The organism is Streptomyces sp. NPDC029674, from assembly GCF_044903205.1.
Classification (GTDB): Bacteria; Actinomycetota; Actinomycetes; order Streptomycetales; family Streptomycetaceae; genus Streptomyces.
In genome coordinates this window covers 36,798-52,923 of sequence record NZ_JBJDPY010000009.1, presented here as the reverse complement: position 1 = coordinate 52,923, position 16,126 = coordinate 36,798, and the positions used below count along the sequence as shown (strand labels likewise).

16 protein-coding genes are annotated in these 16,126 nt (G+C 71.3%); 7 read left to right on the top strand and 9 right to left on the bottom strand.

What is annotated here, in order from left to right; translation table 11 throughout:
* Positions 1–11 precede the first annotated feature (11 nt).
* Positions 12–887: a PHP domain-containing protein gene (locus tag ACI2L3_RS22165; RefSeq protein WP_404754098.1), complete on the bottom strand. Its 876-nt coding sequence runs from the start codon at positions 885–887 to the stop codon at positions 12–14.
* A gap of 151 nt (positions 888–1,038) precedes the next feature.
* Complete coding sequence (locus ACI2L3_RS22160) at positions 1,039–1,680, bottom strand: DUF6758 family protein (RefSeq protein ID WP_404754097.1); 642 nt, start codon at positions 1,678–1,680, stop codon at positions 1,039–1,041.
* Between the two features lie 182 nt (positions 1,681–1,862).
* Between ACI2L3_RS22160 and ACI2L3_RS22155 the strand changes: the two genes are divergently transcribed.
* A complete protein-coding gene (locus ACI2L3_RS22155; protein WP_404754096.1) occupies positions 1,863–3,116 on the top strand; it encodes an MFS transporter in 1,254 nt (417 codons plus the stop codon).
* Between the two features lie 19 nt (positions 3,117–3,135).
* Here the strand turns inward: ACI2L3_RS22155 and ACI2L3_RS22150 are convergent, their stop codons facing one another.
* A complete protein-coding gene (locus tag ACI2L3_RS22150; protein WP_404754095.1) occupies positions 3,136–3,720 on the bottom strand; it encodes a suppressor of fused domain protein in 585 nt (194 codons plus the stop codon).
* A 503-nt stretch (positions 3,721–4,223) separates the two neighbouring features.
* On the opposite strand from ACI2L3_RS22150, the gene ACI2L3_RS22145 reads away from it, so the two are divergent.
* Together ACI2L3_RS22145 and ACI2L3_RS22140 are read left to right on the top strand one after the other, a co-directional pair.
* Positions 4,224–5,360, top strand: a complete 1,137-nt coding sequence (locus ACI2L3_RS22145; RefSeq protein WP_404754094.1) for a magnesium and cobalt transport protein CorA — start codon at positions 4,224–4,226, stop codon at positions 5,358–5,360.
* A 45-nt stretch (positions 5,361–5,405) separates the two neighbouring features.
* Positions 5,406–5,918 (top strand): hypothetical protein, encoded by a 513-nt coding sequence (locus ACI2L3_RS22140; RefSeq protein ID WP_404754093.1) that lies wholly within the window; start codon positions 5,406–5,408, stop codon positions 5,916–5,918.
* 98 nt (positions 5,919–6,016) lie between these two features.
* Here ACI2L3_RS22140 and ACI2L3_RS22135 read toward each other — a convergent pair whose 3' ends face one another.
* On the bottom strand, positions 6,017–6,796 hold the full coding sequence (locus ACI2L3_RS22135; RefSeq protein ID WP_404754092.1) for a hypothetical protein: 780 nt from the start codon (positions 6,794–6,796) through the stop codon (positions 6,017–6,019).
* A gap of 193 nt (positions 6,797–6,989) precedes the next feature.
* Between ACI2L3_RS22135 and ACI2L3_RS22130 the strand changes: the two genes are divergently transcribed.
* The 3 genes from ACI2L3_RS22130 to ACI2L3_RS22120 are packed head-to-tail and all read left to right on the top strand — an operon-like array spanning position 6,990 to position 9,992.
* Positions 6,990–8,267 (top strand): magnesium transporter MgtE N-terminal domain-containing protein, encoded by a 1,278-nt coding sequence (locus ACI2L3_RS22130; protein ID WP_404754091.1) that lies wholly within the window; start codon positions 6,990–6,992, stop codon positions 8,265–8,267.
* Positions 8,257–8,814, top strand: coding sequence for a DUF1003 domain-containing protein (locus ACI2L3_RS22125; protein ID WP_404754090.1), 558 nt, complete (start codon positions 8,257–8,259; stop codon positions 8,812–8,814). The genes ACI2L3_RS22130 and ACI2L3_RS22125 overlap by 11 nt, the downstream gene beginning before the upstream one ends.
* Positions 8,815–8,858: 44 nt before the next feature.
* Positions 8,859–9,992 carry an Mrp/NBP35 family ATP-binding protein gene (locus tag ACI2L3_RS22120; RefSeq protein ID WP_404754089.1) on the top strand — a complete coding sequence of 378 codons (1,134 nt, stop codon included), beginning with the start codon at positions 8,859–8,861 and terminating at the stop codon, positions 9,990–9,992.
* A gap of 113 nt (positions 9,993–10,105) precedes the next feature.
* Here ACI2L3_RS22120 and ACI2L3_RS22115 read toward each other — a convergent pair whose 3' ends face one another.
* The 5 genes from ACI2L3_RS22115 to sigE form a co-directional block, all read right to left on the bottom strand.
* Positions 10,106–10,774, bottom strand: a complete 669-nt coding sequence (locus ACI2L3_RS22115; protein WP_404754088.1) for a hypothetical protein — start codon at positions 10,772–10,774, stop codon at positions 10,106–10,108.
* A 120-nt stretch (positions 10,775–10,894) separates the two neighbouring features.
* Positions 10,895–11,368, bottom strand: coding sequence for a sec-independent translocase (locus ACI2L3_RS22110; protein WP_404754087.1), 474 nt, complete (start codon positions 11,366–11,368; stop codon positions 10,895–10,897).
* A gap of 115 nt (positions 11,369–11,483) precedes the next feature.
* Positions 11,484–13,193: a trypsin-like peptidase domain-containing protein gene (locus ACI2L3_RS22105; protein WP_404754086.1), complete on the bottom strand. Its 1,710-nt coding sequence runs from the start codon at positions 13,191–13,193 to the stop codon at positions 11,484–11,486.
* Between the two features lie 130 nt (positions 13,194–13,323).
* A complete protein-coding gene (locus ACI2L3_RS22100; RefSeq protein WP_404754085.1) occupies positions 13,324–14,298 on the bottom strand; it encodes an anti-sigma factor family protein in 975 nt (324 codons plus the stop codon).
* Positions 14,295–15,068: an RNA polymerase sigma factor SigE gene (gene sigE / locus ACI2L3_RS22095; RefSeq protein ID WP_365358898.1), complete on the bottom strand. Its 774-nt coding sequence runs from the start codon at positions 15,066–15,068 to the stop codon at positions 14,295–14,297. The genes ACI2L3_RS22100 and sigE overlap by 4 nt, the downstream gene beginning before the upstream one ends.
* A gap of 153 nt (positions 15,069–15,221) precedes the next feature.
* Between sigE and ACI2L3_RS22090 the strand changes: the two genes are divergently transcribed.
* Positions 15,222–15,920, top strand: a complete 699-nt coding sequence (locus ACI2L3_RS22090; protein ID WP_404754382.1) for an O-methyltransferase — start codon at positions 15,222–15,224, stop codon at positions 15,918–15,920.
* Positions 15,921–16,126 lie beyond the last annotated feature (206 nt).

Sequence of the window (16,126 nt, the reverse complement as noted above, 5' to 3'; positions counted from 1 at the left end):
GGCCGCGAGCGTTACGCGGCCGGGAGTCCGCCCGCGCCCGGCACGGGGAACGCCCCCGTCGCCCGGCGCGTGATCTCGCCGTAGATCTCGGGGTCGGTCGTGAACTCCCCGAGGACACACGTCTTGCGGCTGCCGTGGTAGTCGCTGGACCCGGTGACCAGGAGGCCGAGGTCCCCCGCGAGTCCGCGCAGCCGGGTGCGGGTCTCGGGCGTGTGGTCCATGTGGTCGACCTCGATGCCGTCGAGGCCCGCGGCCGCGAGCTCGGCGATCACGGTCTCGGACACGGTCCGGCCCCGCTTGGCGGCGCCGGGGTGCGCGAGGACGGTGACGCCGCCGGCCGCCTTGACCAGGCGGATCGCGTCGAAGGGGTCGAGTTCGTGCTTGTCGGCGTACGCACGGCCGCCGTCGGCCAGCCACTCGGGCGTGAAGGCGTCGGAGACCGTGGGCACGATGCCCAGCTCGACGAGCGCCTCGGCTATGTGCGGGCGGCCGACCGAGCCGTCGCCCGCGATCCGCGCGACCTGCTCCCAGGTGACCGGCGCGCCGATCTCCTGGAGCTTGCCGATCATCGCCTTCGCGCGCGGCACCCGGTCGTCCCGGACCAGCTCGCGCTCGCGGACGAGCTCGGGCTCCTCCGGGTCGAAGAGGTAGGCCAGCATGTGCAGGCCCATGCCGTCGAGGCGGCAGGAGAGCTCGGCGCCGGTCACGAGGGTCGGCCCCGCCGGCAGCTCGCTCAGGGCTCGCTTCGCCTCGGCGTGGCCCCGGGTGGTGTCGTGGTCGGTCAGCGCGACGACGTCGAGCCCGGCGGCGGCCGCGTTGCGGACCAGCTCGGCCGGGGTGTCCGTGCCGTCGGAGGCGGTGGAGTGGGTGTGCAGATCGATGCGCACGACGCTGACTCCAGTGCTCTGCCGGGGCGGACGAGGGGGACGCTCAAGGATAACGGGCGCCGACCACCCGTCGACCCGCCCCCGAAGAGGCGTCGCTCACGGTTCCGCCGCCCCTACTCCCCAAGAACCCCCGCCACACCCCCGTCACCGCTCACGGCATGAGCAGCCGCGGTGACAGTGCCCCGCACGGCAGCAGGTCCACCTCCGCGCCCGCGTCCCGCAGGTCCGTGAGCACCAGCTCGTCGTACATCAGCAGCCCCGACTGCTCCGGCCAGGCGATGGCCCACAGCCACAGGCCGCGCGCCTCGCCCGCGAAGACCGCGCGGTCGTCCGGGGTTCCGGAGACGTGCCACATGGGGGTCGGCCGGCCGGCGGCGAGGACCTTGGTCTGCGGTGGCTTCTCGACGCTCATGTGGGGGCCCGGGTCGGGGCCGTCGATGCCGGCGTACCGCGCGCCGAGGCCGACGCCGAGCTCCTCGGCGACGAGCACCAGCTCGCCGACACCGCCGAGCGGCGCGGGGCCCGAGCAGGCCACGGCCGTCGCGCGGCCACCACTCCTGTCGTCCCCCGCGCAGGCCACGCCCGTGAACAGCCAGCCGACGGGCAGCGGCCAGGGCATCCACACCGGGACCTGCGTCCGGTGCACCACGACCTGGAGAGCCTCGACGCTGGGCGGGATCACGGGCTGCAGCGGGTGCACGGTGCCGTGCACATCGCACTGCCAGGAGTCGGCAAAGAGACCGGGAGCCCTGACCCGGCCACCACACTTCGGGCAACTGGGTTCGCCCCTCATAGCGACCAACGGTCCTCCCCGGTCGCCACTCCGTCAAGGACGATCACCCGTCCGGTGGCCCTGTCACCAGGCGAAACTAGATGTAGCTTGCACTCATTAGCCTTCCTAACTTAATATATGTATACGTCAACGAAATGCATCGACCGCTGCACGAGCAGTGAAAGCAGCGAAGGAGCGGCTGTATGAACAGCAGCACGGGAGGCCCCGCCGAAAGGGACCCGTTCGACGCCGGAGCCGGCGGCCTCTTGCGGCAGCCGAAGGCCGTCTGGGCCACGGCGGGCGCCTCGGTCGTGGCCTTCATGGGCATCGGGCTCGTCGACCCGATCCTGCCCTCCATCGCCAAGGGCCTGGACGCGAGCGCCAGCCAGGTCTCCCTCCTCTTCACCTCGTACTTCCTGATCACCGCCGTCGCGATGCTGGTCACCGGCTTCGTCTCCAGCCGCATCGGCGGCAAGAAGACGCTGCTGCTCGGCCTCGCGCTCGTCGTGGTCTTCGCGGCCCTGTCCGGCACGTCCGGCTCGGTCGGCGAGCTCGTCGGGTTCCGGGCCGGCTGGGGGCTCGGCAACGCGCTCTTCGTGTCGACCGCCCTCGCCGTCATCGTCGGCGCCGCGGCCGGCGGCAGCGCGGCCGCGATCCTGCTGTACGAGTCGGCGCTCGGCCTCGGCATGGCGTGCGGACCCCTGGTCGGCGCCCTGCTCGGCGACGCCAGCTGGCGCTACCCGTTCTTCGGCACCGCCGCCCTGATGGCGATCGGTTTCCTCTGCATCACCGCGTTCCTCAAGGAACAGCCGAAGCCCGCGCGGAAGACGTCCCTGCTCGACCCGCTCAAGGCGCTCGGCCACGGCGGGCTCGCCTCCGCGGCCGCCTCCGCCTTCTTCTACAACTACACGTTCTTCACCGTGCTGGCCTTCACCCCGTTCGTACTGAACATGTCCCCGTACAGGTCGGGCGCGGTGTTCTTCGCCTGGGGCGTCCTGCTCGCGGTGTTCTCGGTGCTCGTCGCACCACGGCTGCAGGCACGGTTCGGCTCGCTGAAGGTGCTCGGCGGCTCGCTGGTGCTGCTCGCCGCCGACGTGCTCGTACTCGGCTACGGCAACCACACCACGGCCGTCGTCTGCACGATCCTGTCCGGCGCGTTCATCGGCGTGAACAACACCGTCTACACCGAGCTCGCCCTCGGCGTCTCCGACGCGCCGCGACCGGTGGCCAGCGCCGGCTACAACTTCGTCCGGTGGTTCGCGGCCGCCGCCGCGCCGTTCTTCGCGCCGAAGATCGAGGAGTGGAGCGACATCCACATCCCGTTCGTGGTCGCGGCCGTCACTGCGGTGCTCGGCGCGGTCGTGGTGTGGGTGCGCAGGAACGCGCTCACCCACGAGGCGGAGGAGCTGGAGCCGCGGCACGCCACCGAGGACAGCGTCACGGTCTTCGCCAACTGACCCGATATTCCGAGGCACTTCAGTCCAGGGGCACGGACTTGCGCAGCGGATCGCGCAGGTCCGTTCCGCTGTTCAGCCAGCGCTCGCGCAGGGCCGCCGCGCCGTGCACCCGCTTCCACGCCGCCTCGTTCGGCGTCATGGGGAGCAGCGGCAGGAACCGTACGGGCTCCATGGGGGCGTCGAGGTCGAGGTCCTCGACGAGGCCGCCGGACTCCGCGACGAGCACCGAGGTGAACGGCGCGCCCGGCCACAGCGGTTCGCCCACGTCCAGCGACGCGCCGGGCGCCACGATCAACCCCTCCACCTGCGGCGAGGCGGCGAGGACCGCGAGCGGCCGCAGCACCTTGTCGGTGTCGGCGCGGCCCTCTCGTACCGACAACACCAGCTCGGCGCGCGGGCCCTTGACCGGATCGGCGAGCGCGGCGGTGGGGTCGGCCATCGGCTGGGCGGACATGCCGAGCGTGGCGTAGCGCACGACGTCGCCGTCCGTGAAACGCAGCACTTCGAAGCGGTCCGTCCCGAGGAAGGTCACCGCGGCGCGCGCGTCCGGTTCCCCCAGGCCGGTACGGAGACGGGCCTCGACCAGCGCAAGAACATCAGCCATGACGCGAGCATAGAACTCGTCAGGGAACGGCAAAGCGGGGGCTTGACACTTCAGTCGGCTGATAGTGTTGGCCGCTGGCTCAGGGCAGCACGCAGAAGCGTCGCTTTCAAGCCCTGCTGACAGACACTGACTTTGCGCCACTGGCGTGAAGGGCGCATGGGACTTCCCTTACGGGGGACCGGCCGGAGGAGGTGGGGCTGCAATGGACCGAAGTCGACCGTGCAGTACCACCCGCTCTTCCGCCCGGTGAATCACGCAGCCCTGTAGCTGCGCAAGCACACGCACGCCGCACCGCGAGCACTGTTCGTGCCGTGTGCGACGGAAGAGCACTTCGTTCCCACCTGATCTGTCTGAGTTTCCTGATCTGTGTCAGTAGCGAAGCTGCCACCGCGACGGTGCGGTGCTCCCCGCTTTGTGGACGTGCCAAACATTCCGCCAGCAGGACGTCCCCATTCCGGGCAGTTCCAACCGTCGTCGGCCGCCTCCCTCGAAGGAGCCTGCCCATGTCGATGATCCGCGACCTTCGTGCCGCCGTCCGCCCCTCACTGCGCAAGGACGGCACCGCCTTCCCCTCCTCCCCCGCCTCGTACGACACCTACGACGCCACCCGTGACGCCGCGTCCGCCGTCGTCGACTGCGCCGTCTACCGCGACGGGCGCCGCCTGGCGTGCGCCGACACCCTCAGCCCGCACGAGGCGATGCTCGAGGTGCGCCGCCAGGGCGGCTTCGCCTGGATCGGCCTGCACGAGCCGACCGAGGCCGAATTCGCCGGTATCGCCGCCGAGTTCGGGCTGCACCCGCTCGCCGTCGAGGACGCCGTCCACGCCCACCAGCGCCCCAAGCTGGAGCGGTACGACGACACGCTGTTCACCGTCTTCAAGACCATCCACTACGTGGAGCACACCGAGCTCACCGCCACCAGCGAGGTCGTCGAGACCGGCGAGGTGATGTGCTTCACCGGCCGGGACTTCTTCATCACCGTCCGGCACGGCGGCCACGGCTCGCTGCGCGCCCTGCGGCGCCGCCTCCAGGAGGACCCCGAGCTGCTCGCCAAGGGCCCCTCCGCCGTGCTTCACACCATCGCCGACCACGTCGTCGACGGCTACATCGCGGTCGCCGACGCCATGCAGGACGACATCGACGACGTGGAGAGCGAGGTCTTCTCCGCGCCGAGCAAGGGCAAGGGCACTTCGCGCGGCGTCGACGCCGGGCGGATCTACCAGCTCAAGCGCGAGGTCCTGGAGTTCAAGCGGGCCGTGTCGCCGCTGCTCCGGCCGATGCTGCTGCTCAGTGAGCGGCCGATGCGGCTCGTCGACCCCGACATCCAGAAGTACTTCCGGGACGTCGCCGACCACCTCACCCGCGTCCAGGAACAGGTCGTCGGCTTCGACGAGCTGCTCAACTCGATCCTCCAGGCCAACCTCGCGCAGGCCGCCGTCGCGCAGAACGAGGACATGCGCAAGATCACCTCGTGGGCGGCGATCATCGCCGTGCCGACCGCCGTCTGCGGGGTCTACGGCATGAACTTCGACCACATGCCCGAGCTGCAGTGGCGCTACGGCTATCCGATGGTGCTCGCCTTCATCGGCGGCGTCTGCTTCGCGATCCACCGGACGCTGAAGCGGAACGGCTGGCTCTGAGTCGGCTCTGAGTTGGCTCTGAGCGGTAATCGGTAGGCTGCCGCCATGACTGCTGACCCGTTGCTCGACCGCGCGCTCGTCGAGGAGGCCACCAAGAAGTCCGGCCTCATCTGGGTCCAGGGCGAGGGCTCGCCCGCCCGGGCGCTCTGGCACATCTGGCACGAGGGCGCCGTGCACCTCGTCGGCGACGGGCCCGGCGAGCAGCCGCTGCCCGGGCTCGTCGACGGAGGCACCGCCGAGGTGACCGTGCGCAGCAAGGACAAGGGCGGCAGGGTCGTCGCCTGGACGGCGGGCGTGAGCGAGCTGGTGCCCGGCTCGGAGGAGTGGGAGGCCGCTGTCGCCGAGCTGAAAGGCAAGCGGTTGAACGCGCCGGACGCGGAACGGATCACCGTGCGGTGGGCTGAGCAGTGTCGGGTCGTACGGCTCACTCCGCGTGGGGCGGTGACGGAGTTGCCCTCCGGGGCGCTCGCGGCTGCGCCGCTTCCCACGGGGGCGACCACGCGGGGGGCGTTGCCCGGTGGGCTTCCTCGGTTGCTCTTCCGGCGCAGGCGCCGCTGAGGGCCTCGTCGCCTTGCCCTGCGGGTGCGTCGTGGTTGCTCGCGCAGTTCCCCGCGCCCCTGAGGCTGCCCCTGCGGGGCTCGCCTCCCCGGCCCCCGTCAGGAAGTCGGAAGCTGCTTACCGTAGTCGACCATTTCGTCCTTGCTCGGCTCCTGGAGGGGGAAATCCCTGTTCCAGTCGGTGAGTTTGAGGGTGCCCGCGTGGCCGCCGCGCTCCAGGCGGAGCGGGTAGGGCTTGCCCTCCAGGGAGACGGAGAGGGTGCCGCCCGCGCCCTCGTCGCCGGTGATCTTGATGCTGCGCTGGGTGCCGGTCGTGCCGCGGGCGCCCTTGGCGAGCCGGCCGTGCAGGGTGAGCATGCCGTCGAGGAGCTTGTCCTTGTCAGTGAAGCCGCTCAGCTGCTGGTAGGCGGGGTCGCCCTCGGGGACCTTCACGTACTTGCCGTCCAGCTTGGCCGCGGCCGTCTCGTCGGCCTGTCCGGACGTGCCGTCGTTCTTGCCGCTCTTGTGCGTCCAGAACTCCGAGCCGGCCTTCAGGTAGAGCTCCTCGCCGATGCGCAGCAGCTGGAACGTCTGGCCCCTGGAGGTGACCGAGCCGGTGCCGCCCTCTTCCTTGAGGCGCATGTCGAGGGTGTACGTGTGGTTCTTGCTCACCACCGTGCCGGAGAGCCGCACCGCCGACGCCGCCCCCGCCGCCTTGTCCGCCTTGCCCTGGATCTTCGACGCGGAGAGCTTCCCGACGCCGTTCGTGCCCGCGTCCGGATCCTCGCCGCCGCCGCTGCTGCAGCCGGTCAGACTCGTGGCCGCCGCGACCAGGCCCGCGCACACCGCGCTCACGAATGCTGCCCTTCGGGCGCGGCTGGCCAGGGGAAGTACGGTCACAGGTGGCGCTGCCTCTCGTGCGGACGGCCTCTACGGCTTCGGCAGTACGGCAGCGTACCCGTGCCGGCCGAGGCGATCGGCGGCAGTCCTTACGGACCGTCCACCGGGGCGTATCCGACCGGGACGGGCTAGCCTGAAGCCCGTATTGACGGACGAACCAGTATGAAACCCCCGACCAGAAGGGAGCGCGCGCATGGCGGCAGGCGCCCCCCGGGTCTTCGTCTCGCACCTCTCCGGCACCCCCGTCTTCGACCCGAACGGCGACCAGGTGGGCCGGGTGCGCGACCTGGTGGCGATGCTCAGGGTGGGCAGGCGGCCGCCCCGGCTCCTCGGCCTCGTCGTCGAGCTCGCCACCCGGCGCCGCATCTTCCTGCCGATGACCCGCGTCACCGGCATCGAGTCGGGCCAGGTCATCACCACCGGGGTGCTGAACGTGCGGCGCTTCGAGCAGCGGCCCACCGAGCGGCTCGTCCTCGGCGAGATGCTGGACCGGCGGGTGCGGCTCGTCGAGACGGGGGAGGAGGTCACCGTCCTCGACGTGTCGGTCCAGCAGCTGACGGCCCGTCGCGACTGGGAGATCGACCGGGTCTTCGCGCGCAAGGGCAAGGGCGGAACGTTCCGCCGGAAGGGAGAGACCCTCACCGTCGAGTGGTCCGCCGTCGACGGCTTCTCCCTGGAGGAGCACGGCCAGGGCGCCGAGAGCCTCCTCGCCACCTTCGAACAGCTGCGCCCCGCCGACCTCGCCAACGTCCTGCACCACCTCTCCCCCAAGCGGCGCACCGAGGTGGCCGCCGCCCTCGACGACGACCGGCTCGCCGACGTCCTCGAGGAGCTTCCCGAGGACGACCAGATCGAGATCCTCGGCAAGCTCAAGGAGGAGCGCGCCGCCGACGTCCTGGAGGCCATGGACCCCGACGACGCCGCCGACCTCCTCGCCGAGCTGCCCGAGGAGGACAAGGAACGGCTGCTCACCCTGATGCAGCCGGGCGACGCGGCCGACGTGCGGCGTCTGATGGCGTACGAGGAGCGCACGGCCGGCGGCATGATGACGACCGAGCCGATCGTGCTGCGGCCCGACGCGACGGTCGCCGACGCCCTCGCACGCGTGCGCCAGCAGGACCTCTCCCCCGCCCTCGCCGCGCAGGTGTACGTGTGCCGGCCGCCGGACGAGACGCCGACGGGCAAGTACCTGGGCACGGTGCATTTCCAGCGGCTGCTGCGCGATCCGCCGTACACGTTGGTCGGCTCGATGGTCGACGACGATCTGCTGCCGCTCGCGCCGGGCACCACGCTGCCCGTCGTCGCCGGGTACTTCGCCACGTACGACATGGTGGCGGCGCCCGTCGTCGACGAGGGCGGCTCGCTGCTCGGGGCGATCACCGTCGACGACGTACTCGACCACATGCTGCCCGACGACTGGCGCGAGACGGAGTTCCATTTGGAGGAGGAAGGGACGGACCATGGCGGCTGACCGCGAGCGCGAGAACCGCGCCGAGCCGCGGAGCCCACGATTCCGCCTCGACCAGCCGCGGACCCCGCGCCCCAGACTCCTGCCCGTCTACGACCCGGAGGCGTTCGGGCGGCTGTCGGAGCGGATCGCGCGCTTCCTCGGCACCGGCAGGTTCATCGTCTGGATGACGGTCGTCATCATCCTGTGGGTGGTGTGGAACATCGCGGCCCCGGACCACCTGCGCTTCGACGAGTACCCGTTCATCTTCCTCACCCTGATGCTGTCGCTGCAGGCGTCGTACGCCGCTCCGCTGATCCTTCTCGCCCAGAACCGTCAGGACGACCGCGACCGCGTCAATCTGGAGCAGGACCGCAAGCAGAACGAGCGGTCCATCGCGGACACCGAGTACCTCACCCGCGAGATCGCCTCGCTGCGCATGGGCCTCGGCGAGGTGGCCACCCGCGACTGGATCCGCTCCGAGCTCCAGGACCTGGTCAAGGAGTTGGAGGAGCACCGCGCGGTATTCCCGCGGGAGGGCTCGCGGCGGAGTGATGTAGGCGACCGCTGACATCCCTTTCCGGGGTGGGGTTACCGCGCCGTACTATCGGTCCCATGGCTACGGAAGACGCGGTGCGTGAAGCACTGGCGACGGTGAACGACCCCGAGATCCAGCGACCCATCACCGAGTTGGGGATGGTCAAATCGGTGGACATCGCCGCGGACGGGGCGGTAGCGGTCACCGTGTACCTGACGGTCTCCGGCTGCCCGATGCGCGAGACCATCACCAAGAACGTGACCGACGCGGTCGCCGCCGTCGAAGGCGTCACGCGTGTCGACGTGACCCTGGACGTGATGGGCGACGAGCAGCGCAAGGAGCTGGCGGCCGCGCTGCGCGGCGGCACGGCCGAGCGCGAGGTGCCCTTCGCCAAGCCCGGCTCGCTGACCCGGGTCTACGCGGTCGCGTCCGGCAAGGGCGGCGTCGGCAAGTCCTCGGTGACGGTGAACCTCGCCGCCGCGATGGCCGCGGACGGCCTGAAGGTCGGTGTCGTCGACGCCGACATCTACGGCCACTCCGTGCCGCGCATGCTGGGCGCCGACGGCAAGCCCACCCAGGTCGAGAACATGATCATGCCGCCGTCCGCGCACGGCGTGAAGGTCATCTCCATCGGCATGTTCACCCCGGGCAACGCGCCGGTCGTGTGGCGCGGCCCGATGCTGCACCGCGCGCTCCAGCAGTTCCTCGCGGACGTCTTCTGGGGCGACCTCGACGTGCTGCTGCTCGACCTGCCGCCGGGCACCGGCGACATCGCCATCTCCGTGGCGCAGCTGGTCCCGAACGCCGAGATCCTGGTCGTGACGACGCCTCAGCAGGCGGCCGCCGAGGTCGCCGAGCGCGCCGGCTCCATCGCCGTACAGACCCACCAGAAGATCGTCGGCGTCGTCGAGAACATGTCCGGGCTGCCCTGCCCGCACTGCGACGAGATGGTCGACGTGTTCGGCACGGGCGGCGGCCAGAAGGTCGCCGAGGGCCTCACGAAGACGACGGGCGCCACGGTGCCGGTCCTCGGCTCCATCCCGATCGACGTCCGCCTGCGCGAGGGCGGCGACGAGGGCAAGCCGGTCGTCCTGACCGACCCCGACTCACCCGCGGGTTCCGCGCTGCGCGCCATCGCGGGCAAGCTGGGCGGCCGCCAGCGCGGCCTGGCGGGCATGACCCTGGGCATCACACCGCGCAACAAGTTCTGAGCACGCTGGGGGCGCCCCGTAAGGGGCGCATCCCAGGGGCGCATCCCAGGGGCGCGGGGAACTGCGCGACCGGCCACAGCGGGTCCGCAGACGTCCACGCGCCCCACGGAGTGCTACGCGTACGCTCCGATGTCCTTGATGACGGCGAACCCCAGCCCGTACGCGCTCATGCCGCGTCCGTACGCGCCCAGGTGCACGCCCTCCTTCGTGGAGCCCGCGAGGACCCAGCCGTACTCGGACTCGCGGTAGTGGAACGGGGTCGGCACCCCGTCCACCGGGAGTGACAGCGACGACCAGTCGTCGCCCTCCAGATCGTCGGCGAGGAACCAGGCCGTCTCCGTCTGCTGGTCCAGCCAGTCGTCGCGCAGCGTGTGGTCCATCTGGCCCGGCCAGGTGAAGGACAGCAGGCCGACCCCGGCGAGCCAGGCCGCCGACGAGACCGACGTGGCCTCGAGGACGCCCGTGCCGTCCGCGCTGCGCCGCACCGGGTTGGCCGCGACGGTCACCACGACCGCGAAGCGCTCCTTGTCGCTGTTGCCGAGGGTGCCCTCGGCGCGGACCGACGGCTCGTCACCGTGTCCGATCGAACCGTGCTCCACGGCACCGTCCGCCGACGCGCCGACCTGCATCAGCCAGCGCTGCCCCGTGTAGGCCTCGTCGAGGCCGTACCAGGGGAAGGGCGCCAGCAGGTAGCCGTCGACCGTGCGCCGGGCGGAGGGCACCGCTTGTGCGCTGCCGTCCGCGGTCGGCACCTGTGCGCCTACCCGACTTGTCGTCTCCATGTACCCGGCCGCCTCCTCGCTCTCGTGTGTCCGGAGCGGCCCGCCCCCCTCGGACGTCCTCACGCCGGACAACAAGGCAGGATAGCCACACCCGTTGGCGGCGGCAGTTCAGGCGAGGCCTCAGGTGGCGTCCGCGTCGAACGGCGGACGGTCCCCGGAGTCGGGCTTATCGGTCTCCGCGGGCTTTTTCTGCATGTCGACGCGGGCTCCGCCACCCGAGGTGGCCGACGCGGCCGCGGTCGCCGCCGACCCACCGTCCGAGGAGTCGCTGTCGCGGCCGTGCACGGCGTCCGCGACGTCGTTCATCTCCTTCTTCAGGTCGAAGCCGTTGCGGATCTCCTTGAGCCCCAGCTCGTCGTTGTCGAGCTGCTTGCGGATGAACTTCTTGGGGTTCAGGTCATCGAACTCGAAGTCCTTGAACTCTGGGCCCAGCTCCTCGCGGATGTCCGCCTTCGCGCTGTCGGAGAACTCGCGGATCTTGCGGATCGTGCGGGAGATGTCCTGGATGACCTTCGGCAGCTTGTCCGGACCGAAGATGAGCACGGCGAGGACGACCAGCGCCACTATCTCGAGTGCGCCAATGTCATTGAACACCTAGAGCTCCTTGCGATGTCCTCCGAGGTCTGGACCGTGACCACGGTACCCGGCACTGATGTCTGTCCGGTAGCCGCTGCACGACAACCCGGATCGCGCCCGGCCGCTCCCGCGCTCAGCTCCCGCCGGCCGAACCCAGCACCAGCGTCACGTCACGGTCGTCGCCGTCGCGCTCCACCGTCAGCTCCAGGCGGTCCTTCGGGCGGTGCGCGCGGACCTTGACGATGAGCTCATCGCTGGAATGCACGGCACGGCCGTCGACCTCGGTGATGACGTCACCCGGCCTGAGGCCGGCCCGGTCGCCCGGCCCGTTCTCGTTGACCGACGGGCCGCCGTTCTTGCCCTTGTCCGCGATGCGGGCGCCGTCGCCGGTGAACTCGGTGTCGAGCGTGACACCGATCACGGGGTGCGTCGCCCTGCCGAAGTTGATCAGCTCTTCGGCGACGCGCTTGCCCTGGTTGATCGGGATGGCGAAGCCAAGGCCGATGGAGCCCGCCTGGCCGCCGCCCCGCTCGGAGCCGTCGTCCGCGGAGCGTATGGCGCTGTTGATGCCGATGACGCGGGCCCGGGAGTCGACGAGGGGGCCACCGGAGTTGCCGGGGTTGATGGGCGCGTCGGTCTGCAGGGCGTCCACGTACGAGATGTCGCTGCCGTCGCCCTTCTCGCCGCCCGCGGTGATGGGCCGCTCCTTGGCGCTGATGATCCCGGAGGTGACGGTGTTCTCCAGGTCGAAGGGGGCGCCGATGGCCACGACGGGGTCGCCGACCTGCACGTTCTCCGAGTTGCCGAGGGTCAGAGGCTTCAGGCCGCGGACGCCGGACACCTTGACGACCGCGAGGTCGTAACCGGAGTCGCGGCCGATGACCTCGGCCTTGGCGGTCTCGCCGCCGCTGAAGGTCACCGACACCTCGCCGCCGGTGCCGGCGGGCTCGACGACGTGGTTGTTGGTGAGGATGTGGCCCTTGCCGTCGAGGACGAAGCCGGTACCGGTGCCCTGCGCGGAGTCGCCGCTGACGTGCAGCGTCACGACGCCGGGCAGGGCTGCCGAGGCGATGCCCGCGACGCTGCCCCTGGGACGGTCCTTGGACTCGTCGGCGGCCGGCTGCCGCAGCTCGACGTCACCCGTGCCGTTGCGCTCCAGATACGAGCCGGTCGCACCGCCGATGAGCCCCGACACGAGCGCGATGAGCCCGACCCCGACGAAAAGCGCCCGCCGCCCGCGCTTGTCCCGCTTCTCCCGGGTCTCCGGGGGCAGCGACCCGATCTGCTGCAGCGGCGCGTTCCAGGGGTCGTACGCGGCCCGTGAGTGCGGCTGGGGCTGCGCCGGGAGGGGGGCCGCGGTGCCGCCCTGCGTGGGCGCGGGGAACGGGGTGCCGCCCTGCGTGGGCGGCGGGAACGAGGTGCCGTGGGCCGGGGTCGTCGCGGGGTGCTGCACCGGAGGCGCGGGCGCCCACGGGCCGGGCTCGCCGTAGGGCGGGGTGCTGTACGGGTCCGGGGCGTGCAGGGGCTGCGGCCGCTCCACGGACTCACCCCTCCGATCACCCGCTCCTGCGGCCACGCCCTGACCCACCGAACCCTGCGCCGGAACCCCGTACGGGGCGTCGGCAGCCGGTATGGACTCACTCGCGGCCATCCCCTGCGGGACGTGGGTGCCGGGCACCTGCGCGGTTCGCGCCGGAGCGTCCAGGCCCTGTCCCGGTGCGGCCGGCTGCGTCGGTGTGGCGTCAGCCGGGGACGACTGGGCGGGCGGTTCGGTCGTCGTGCCCGGCGCTTTGGGCCGGGGGCGGCTCCACCAATTCGCCTTCGTGGGCTTCCCCTCGTCCATGTTCTCCCCACAACTGGCCCGCGGCGGACGCCGTTTGGATGTTCAACCCCGCGCTCACCGACTCCTCGGCGGGCACGGCCCACCGAGGATTCAACCAGGTTCCCCCGCACAAGCGCAGGGCACCGTCGGGTCAGCGCACCTGCGACGTGCCCTTCAGCGGCCCGGCGCCCTGCGGCGCGGCGCTGGTCCGCACCGGATTCGTGCCGCCCGGCAGCAGGTGGTCCTCCGTCGCGTGCCGGCCGGGCTGCGCCGGACGTATCAGCGGGGAGATCGCGGCGGCGCCCGCCAGCATCGGCGCCGTCAGCTCGTACGCGGACTCGCGGGAGCCCAGCGGATGCGCCGGAGCCCCGGGGAGCAGCGGTCCCGTCACCTCCGTGGGCGCGGCCGGTGCCATCAGGACGCCGGGGCGCTGGCCCTGCACCGAGAGCGGGTTGCCGCTGCCCCGGCGGCGCACGGAGTCGGGGGTCACGGCGGTGCCGGACCCCTGGGAGCGCTGCGGGGTCACGTTGCTCCCCGAGCCGCCCGCGCGGGGGTCGCTCGAGTCGGCGGGGGCGCCGACCGTGACGCCGCCGAGCGCGATGGCGGCCAGTGACACCGCGCCCGCCGCCGCGAACGCGAAGCGGCGCCCGCGCCAGGTGGGCCGCTCCGCCTCGTGCCGCGTGACGTCATGGATGCGGAAGCCCCGCTGCTCGCTGGGGAGCACCGCGGCGTGGGCGCCCGCCGGGACGTACTCCACGAAGGGGTCGGGGTTCACGCCGAAGATCCCGGCCCGCGGCAAGCCGGCGGAATCGGTGGCTCCGGTGGCGAATCCGTCATCGCCGCCCGGTCCTCCGGACGGCCCGGAACCGCCTCCTGGAAGACCTTGGAGGCGGGCGAGGAAACTCTCGGTGGGCGGCGGCGGGGCCGCCTGCGCGAAGACGCTCTTCAGGCGACGCTGCGCGTCGGCCTCGGTCTTGCACATCGGACAGGTCGCCAGATGTGCCAGGACGCGCTCGCGCGCGTCATGTCCCAACTCGCCGTCCACAAGGGCGGCGAGCCGGTCCCCCAGATGCTGCTCGGCCTCGGCTAGTTGCCGTTCGGCAGGATTCGACCGTGATCCACTCACGCGGTCGCGCCCCCTCCTCCCAGCGCCACGGCCCCGGTGACCGCGAGCGAACGTCGCTCGGCGCGGGCTTCGGGAGAGCGGTGCTGGAGAGCCTTGCGCAGCTGCGAGCGGCCACGGTGGATACGGCTGCGGACCGTGCCGAGCTTGACGCCGAGGGTGGCTGCGATCTCCTCGTACGAAAGACCTTCGATGTCGCAGAGGACCACGGCGGCGCGGAACTCGGGCGCGAGCGTGTCGAGCGCCTGCTGGACGTCCGCGTCGAAGTGCGTGTCGTTGAACACCTGCTGCGGCGACGGCTCGCGGCTCGGCAGCCGCTCCGCGGCGTCGTCCCCGAGCGCGTCGAAACGGATGCGCTGCTTGCGGCGCACCATGTCCAGGAAGAGGTTCGTGGTGATGCGGTGCAGCCAGCCCTCGAACGTGCCGGGGGTGTAGGTCGAGAGGGAGCGGAAGACGCGGACGAAGACCTCCTGCGTGAGGTCCTCCGCGTCGTGCTGATTGCCGGTCAGGCGGTACGCCAGGCGGTACACGCGGCCGCTGTGTGTGCTGACGATCTCCTCCCAGGTGGGCGGAGTCCACGCCTGCGATTCCGCGTCAGCGGCAAAGGTCGCGGTCTGAGCGGAGTCGTTGGCACGGATGCGGTCAGCGGTGTCGGTCACGGATTTCGGCTCACCCGCCAATCCGAGAAAACGCCGGAGCGCTCCTCCCCGATTCGCAGACGCAGCCGCACCTCCCCTGTCGGCTCTGGTGGTGTCCAGTGGAGCCCCTACCATAACCACCTCGCCCGTTAGCTCCGGATAAGCGTTTTTACGTGAATTTGGTACGGGCTTCTCTGCAGGTGTCCTGCCCCTGCGAGCCGTCCGCTTCTGCTCTTGATCCATCCGTAACCCCCGTCGCGCTCCCACCCCCTATAAACGCCCGGCCTCATCTGCGGGTTCCCGGCCCCAACGGATACAGTCACGGCCAGGCAACCACGGGGACAGGAGAGGGCCATTACCGGCAACCGGCAGACGGGCTGGGCGTTCGCCGACGCCTTTGTCGCCGAGGACGAGGCACTGCGCTGGGCCCGGGACCGGGCCCGGGAGGCAGGCCTGCCCTCGGTGTCGCCCGGCACCGGCGCCGCGCTGCGGATGCTCGCCGCCACGGCTGACGCGAAAGCGGTGGCCGAAATCGGTACGGGCACCGGGGTGTCGGGCATCCACCTGCTGCACGGCATGCGGCCCGACGGCGTCCTGACCACCGTCGATCCCGAGCCGGACCGCCAGCAGTTCGCGCGGCAGGCCTTCCGCGCGGCCGGCTTCGCGGGCAACCGGGCTCGGTTCATTCCGGGGCGGGCCCTGGATGTCCTGCCGCGGCTGGCCGACGGCGGTTACGACCTCGTGTTCTGCGACGGGGACCGGCTGGAGTCCCTCGAGTACCTCGCTGAATCGTTGCGCCTGCTGCGGCCCGGTGGGCTCGTCTGCTTCGAGGGCGTCTTCGCGGACGGCAGGACCGTGGACTCCGGGCCGCAGCCGGTCGAGGTTCTGCACCTGCGTGAGTTGTTGCGGGCGGTGCGGGAGAGTTCTGATCTGGTGCCTTCGTTGCTCCCTGTGGGAGACGGTCTCCTCTGCGCCGTCAAACGGTAGCGCTGCGTCGGCGCTGCGCTGGCTTGGGCGGTTCTTTTTCTGCGGGTGCGTCGTGGCTGGTGTCGCGCAGTTCCCCGCGCCCCTGAAAAGCCCCGGCCGGAGCGGGCTTCTTTGGCTGCGGGTGCGTCGTGGCTGGTCGCGCAGTTCCCCGCGCCCCTTGAGTAGACCGGTCTCGGGCCCCACGGCCTGTGCCCCTTGAGTGGACC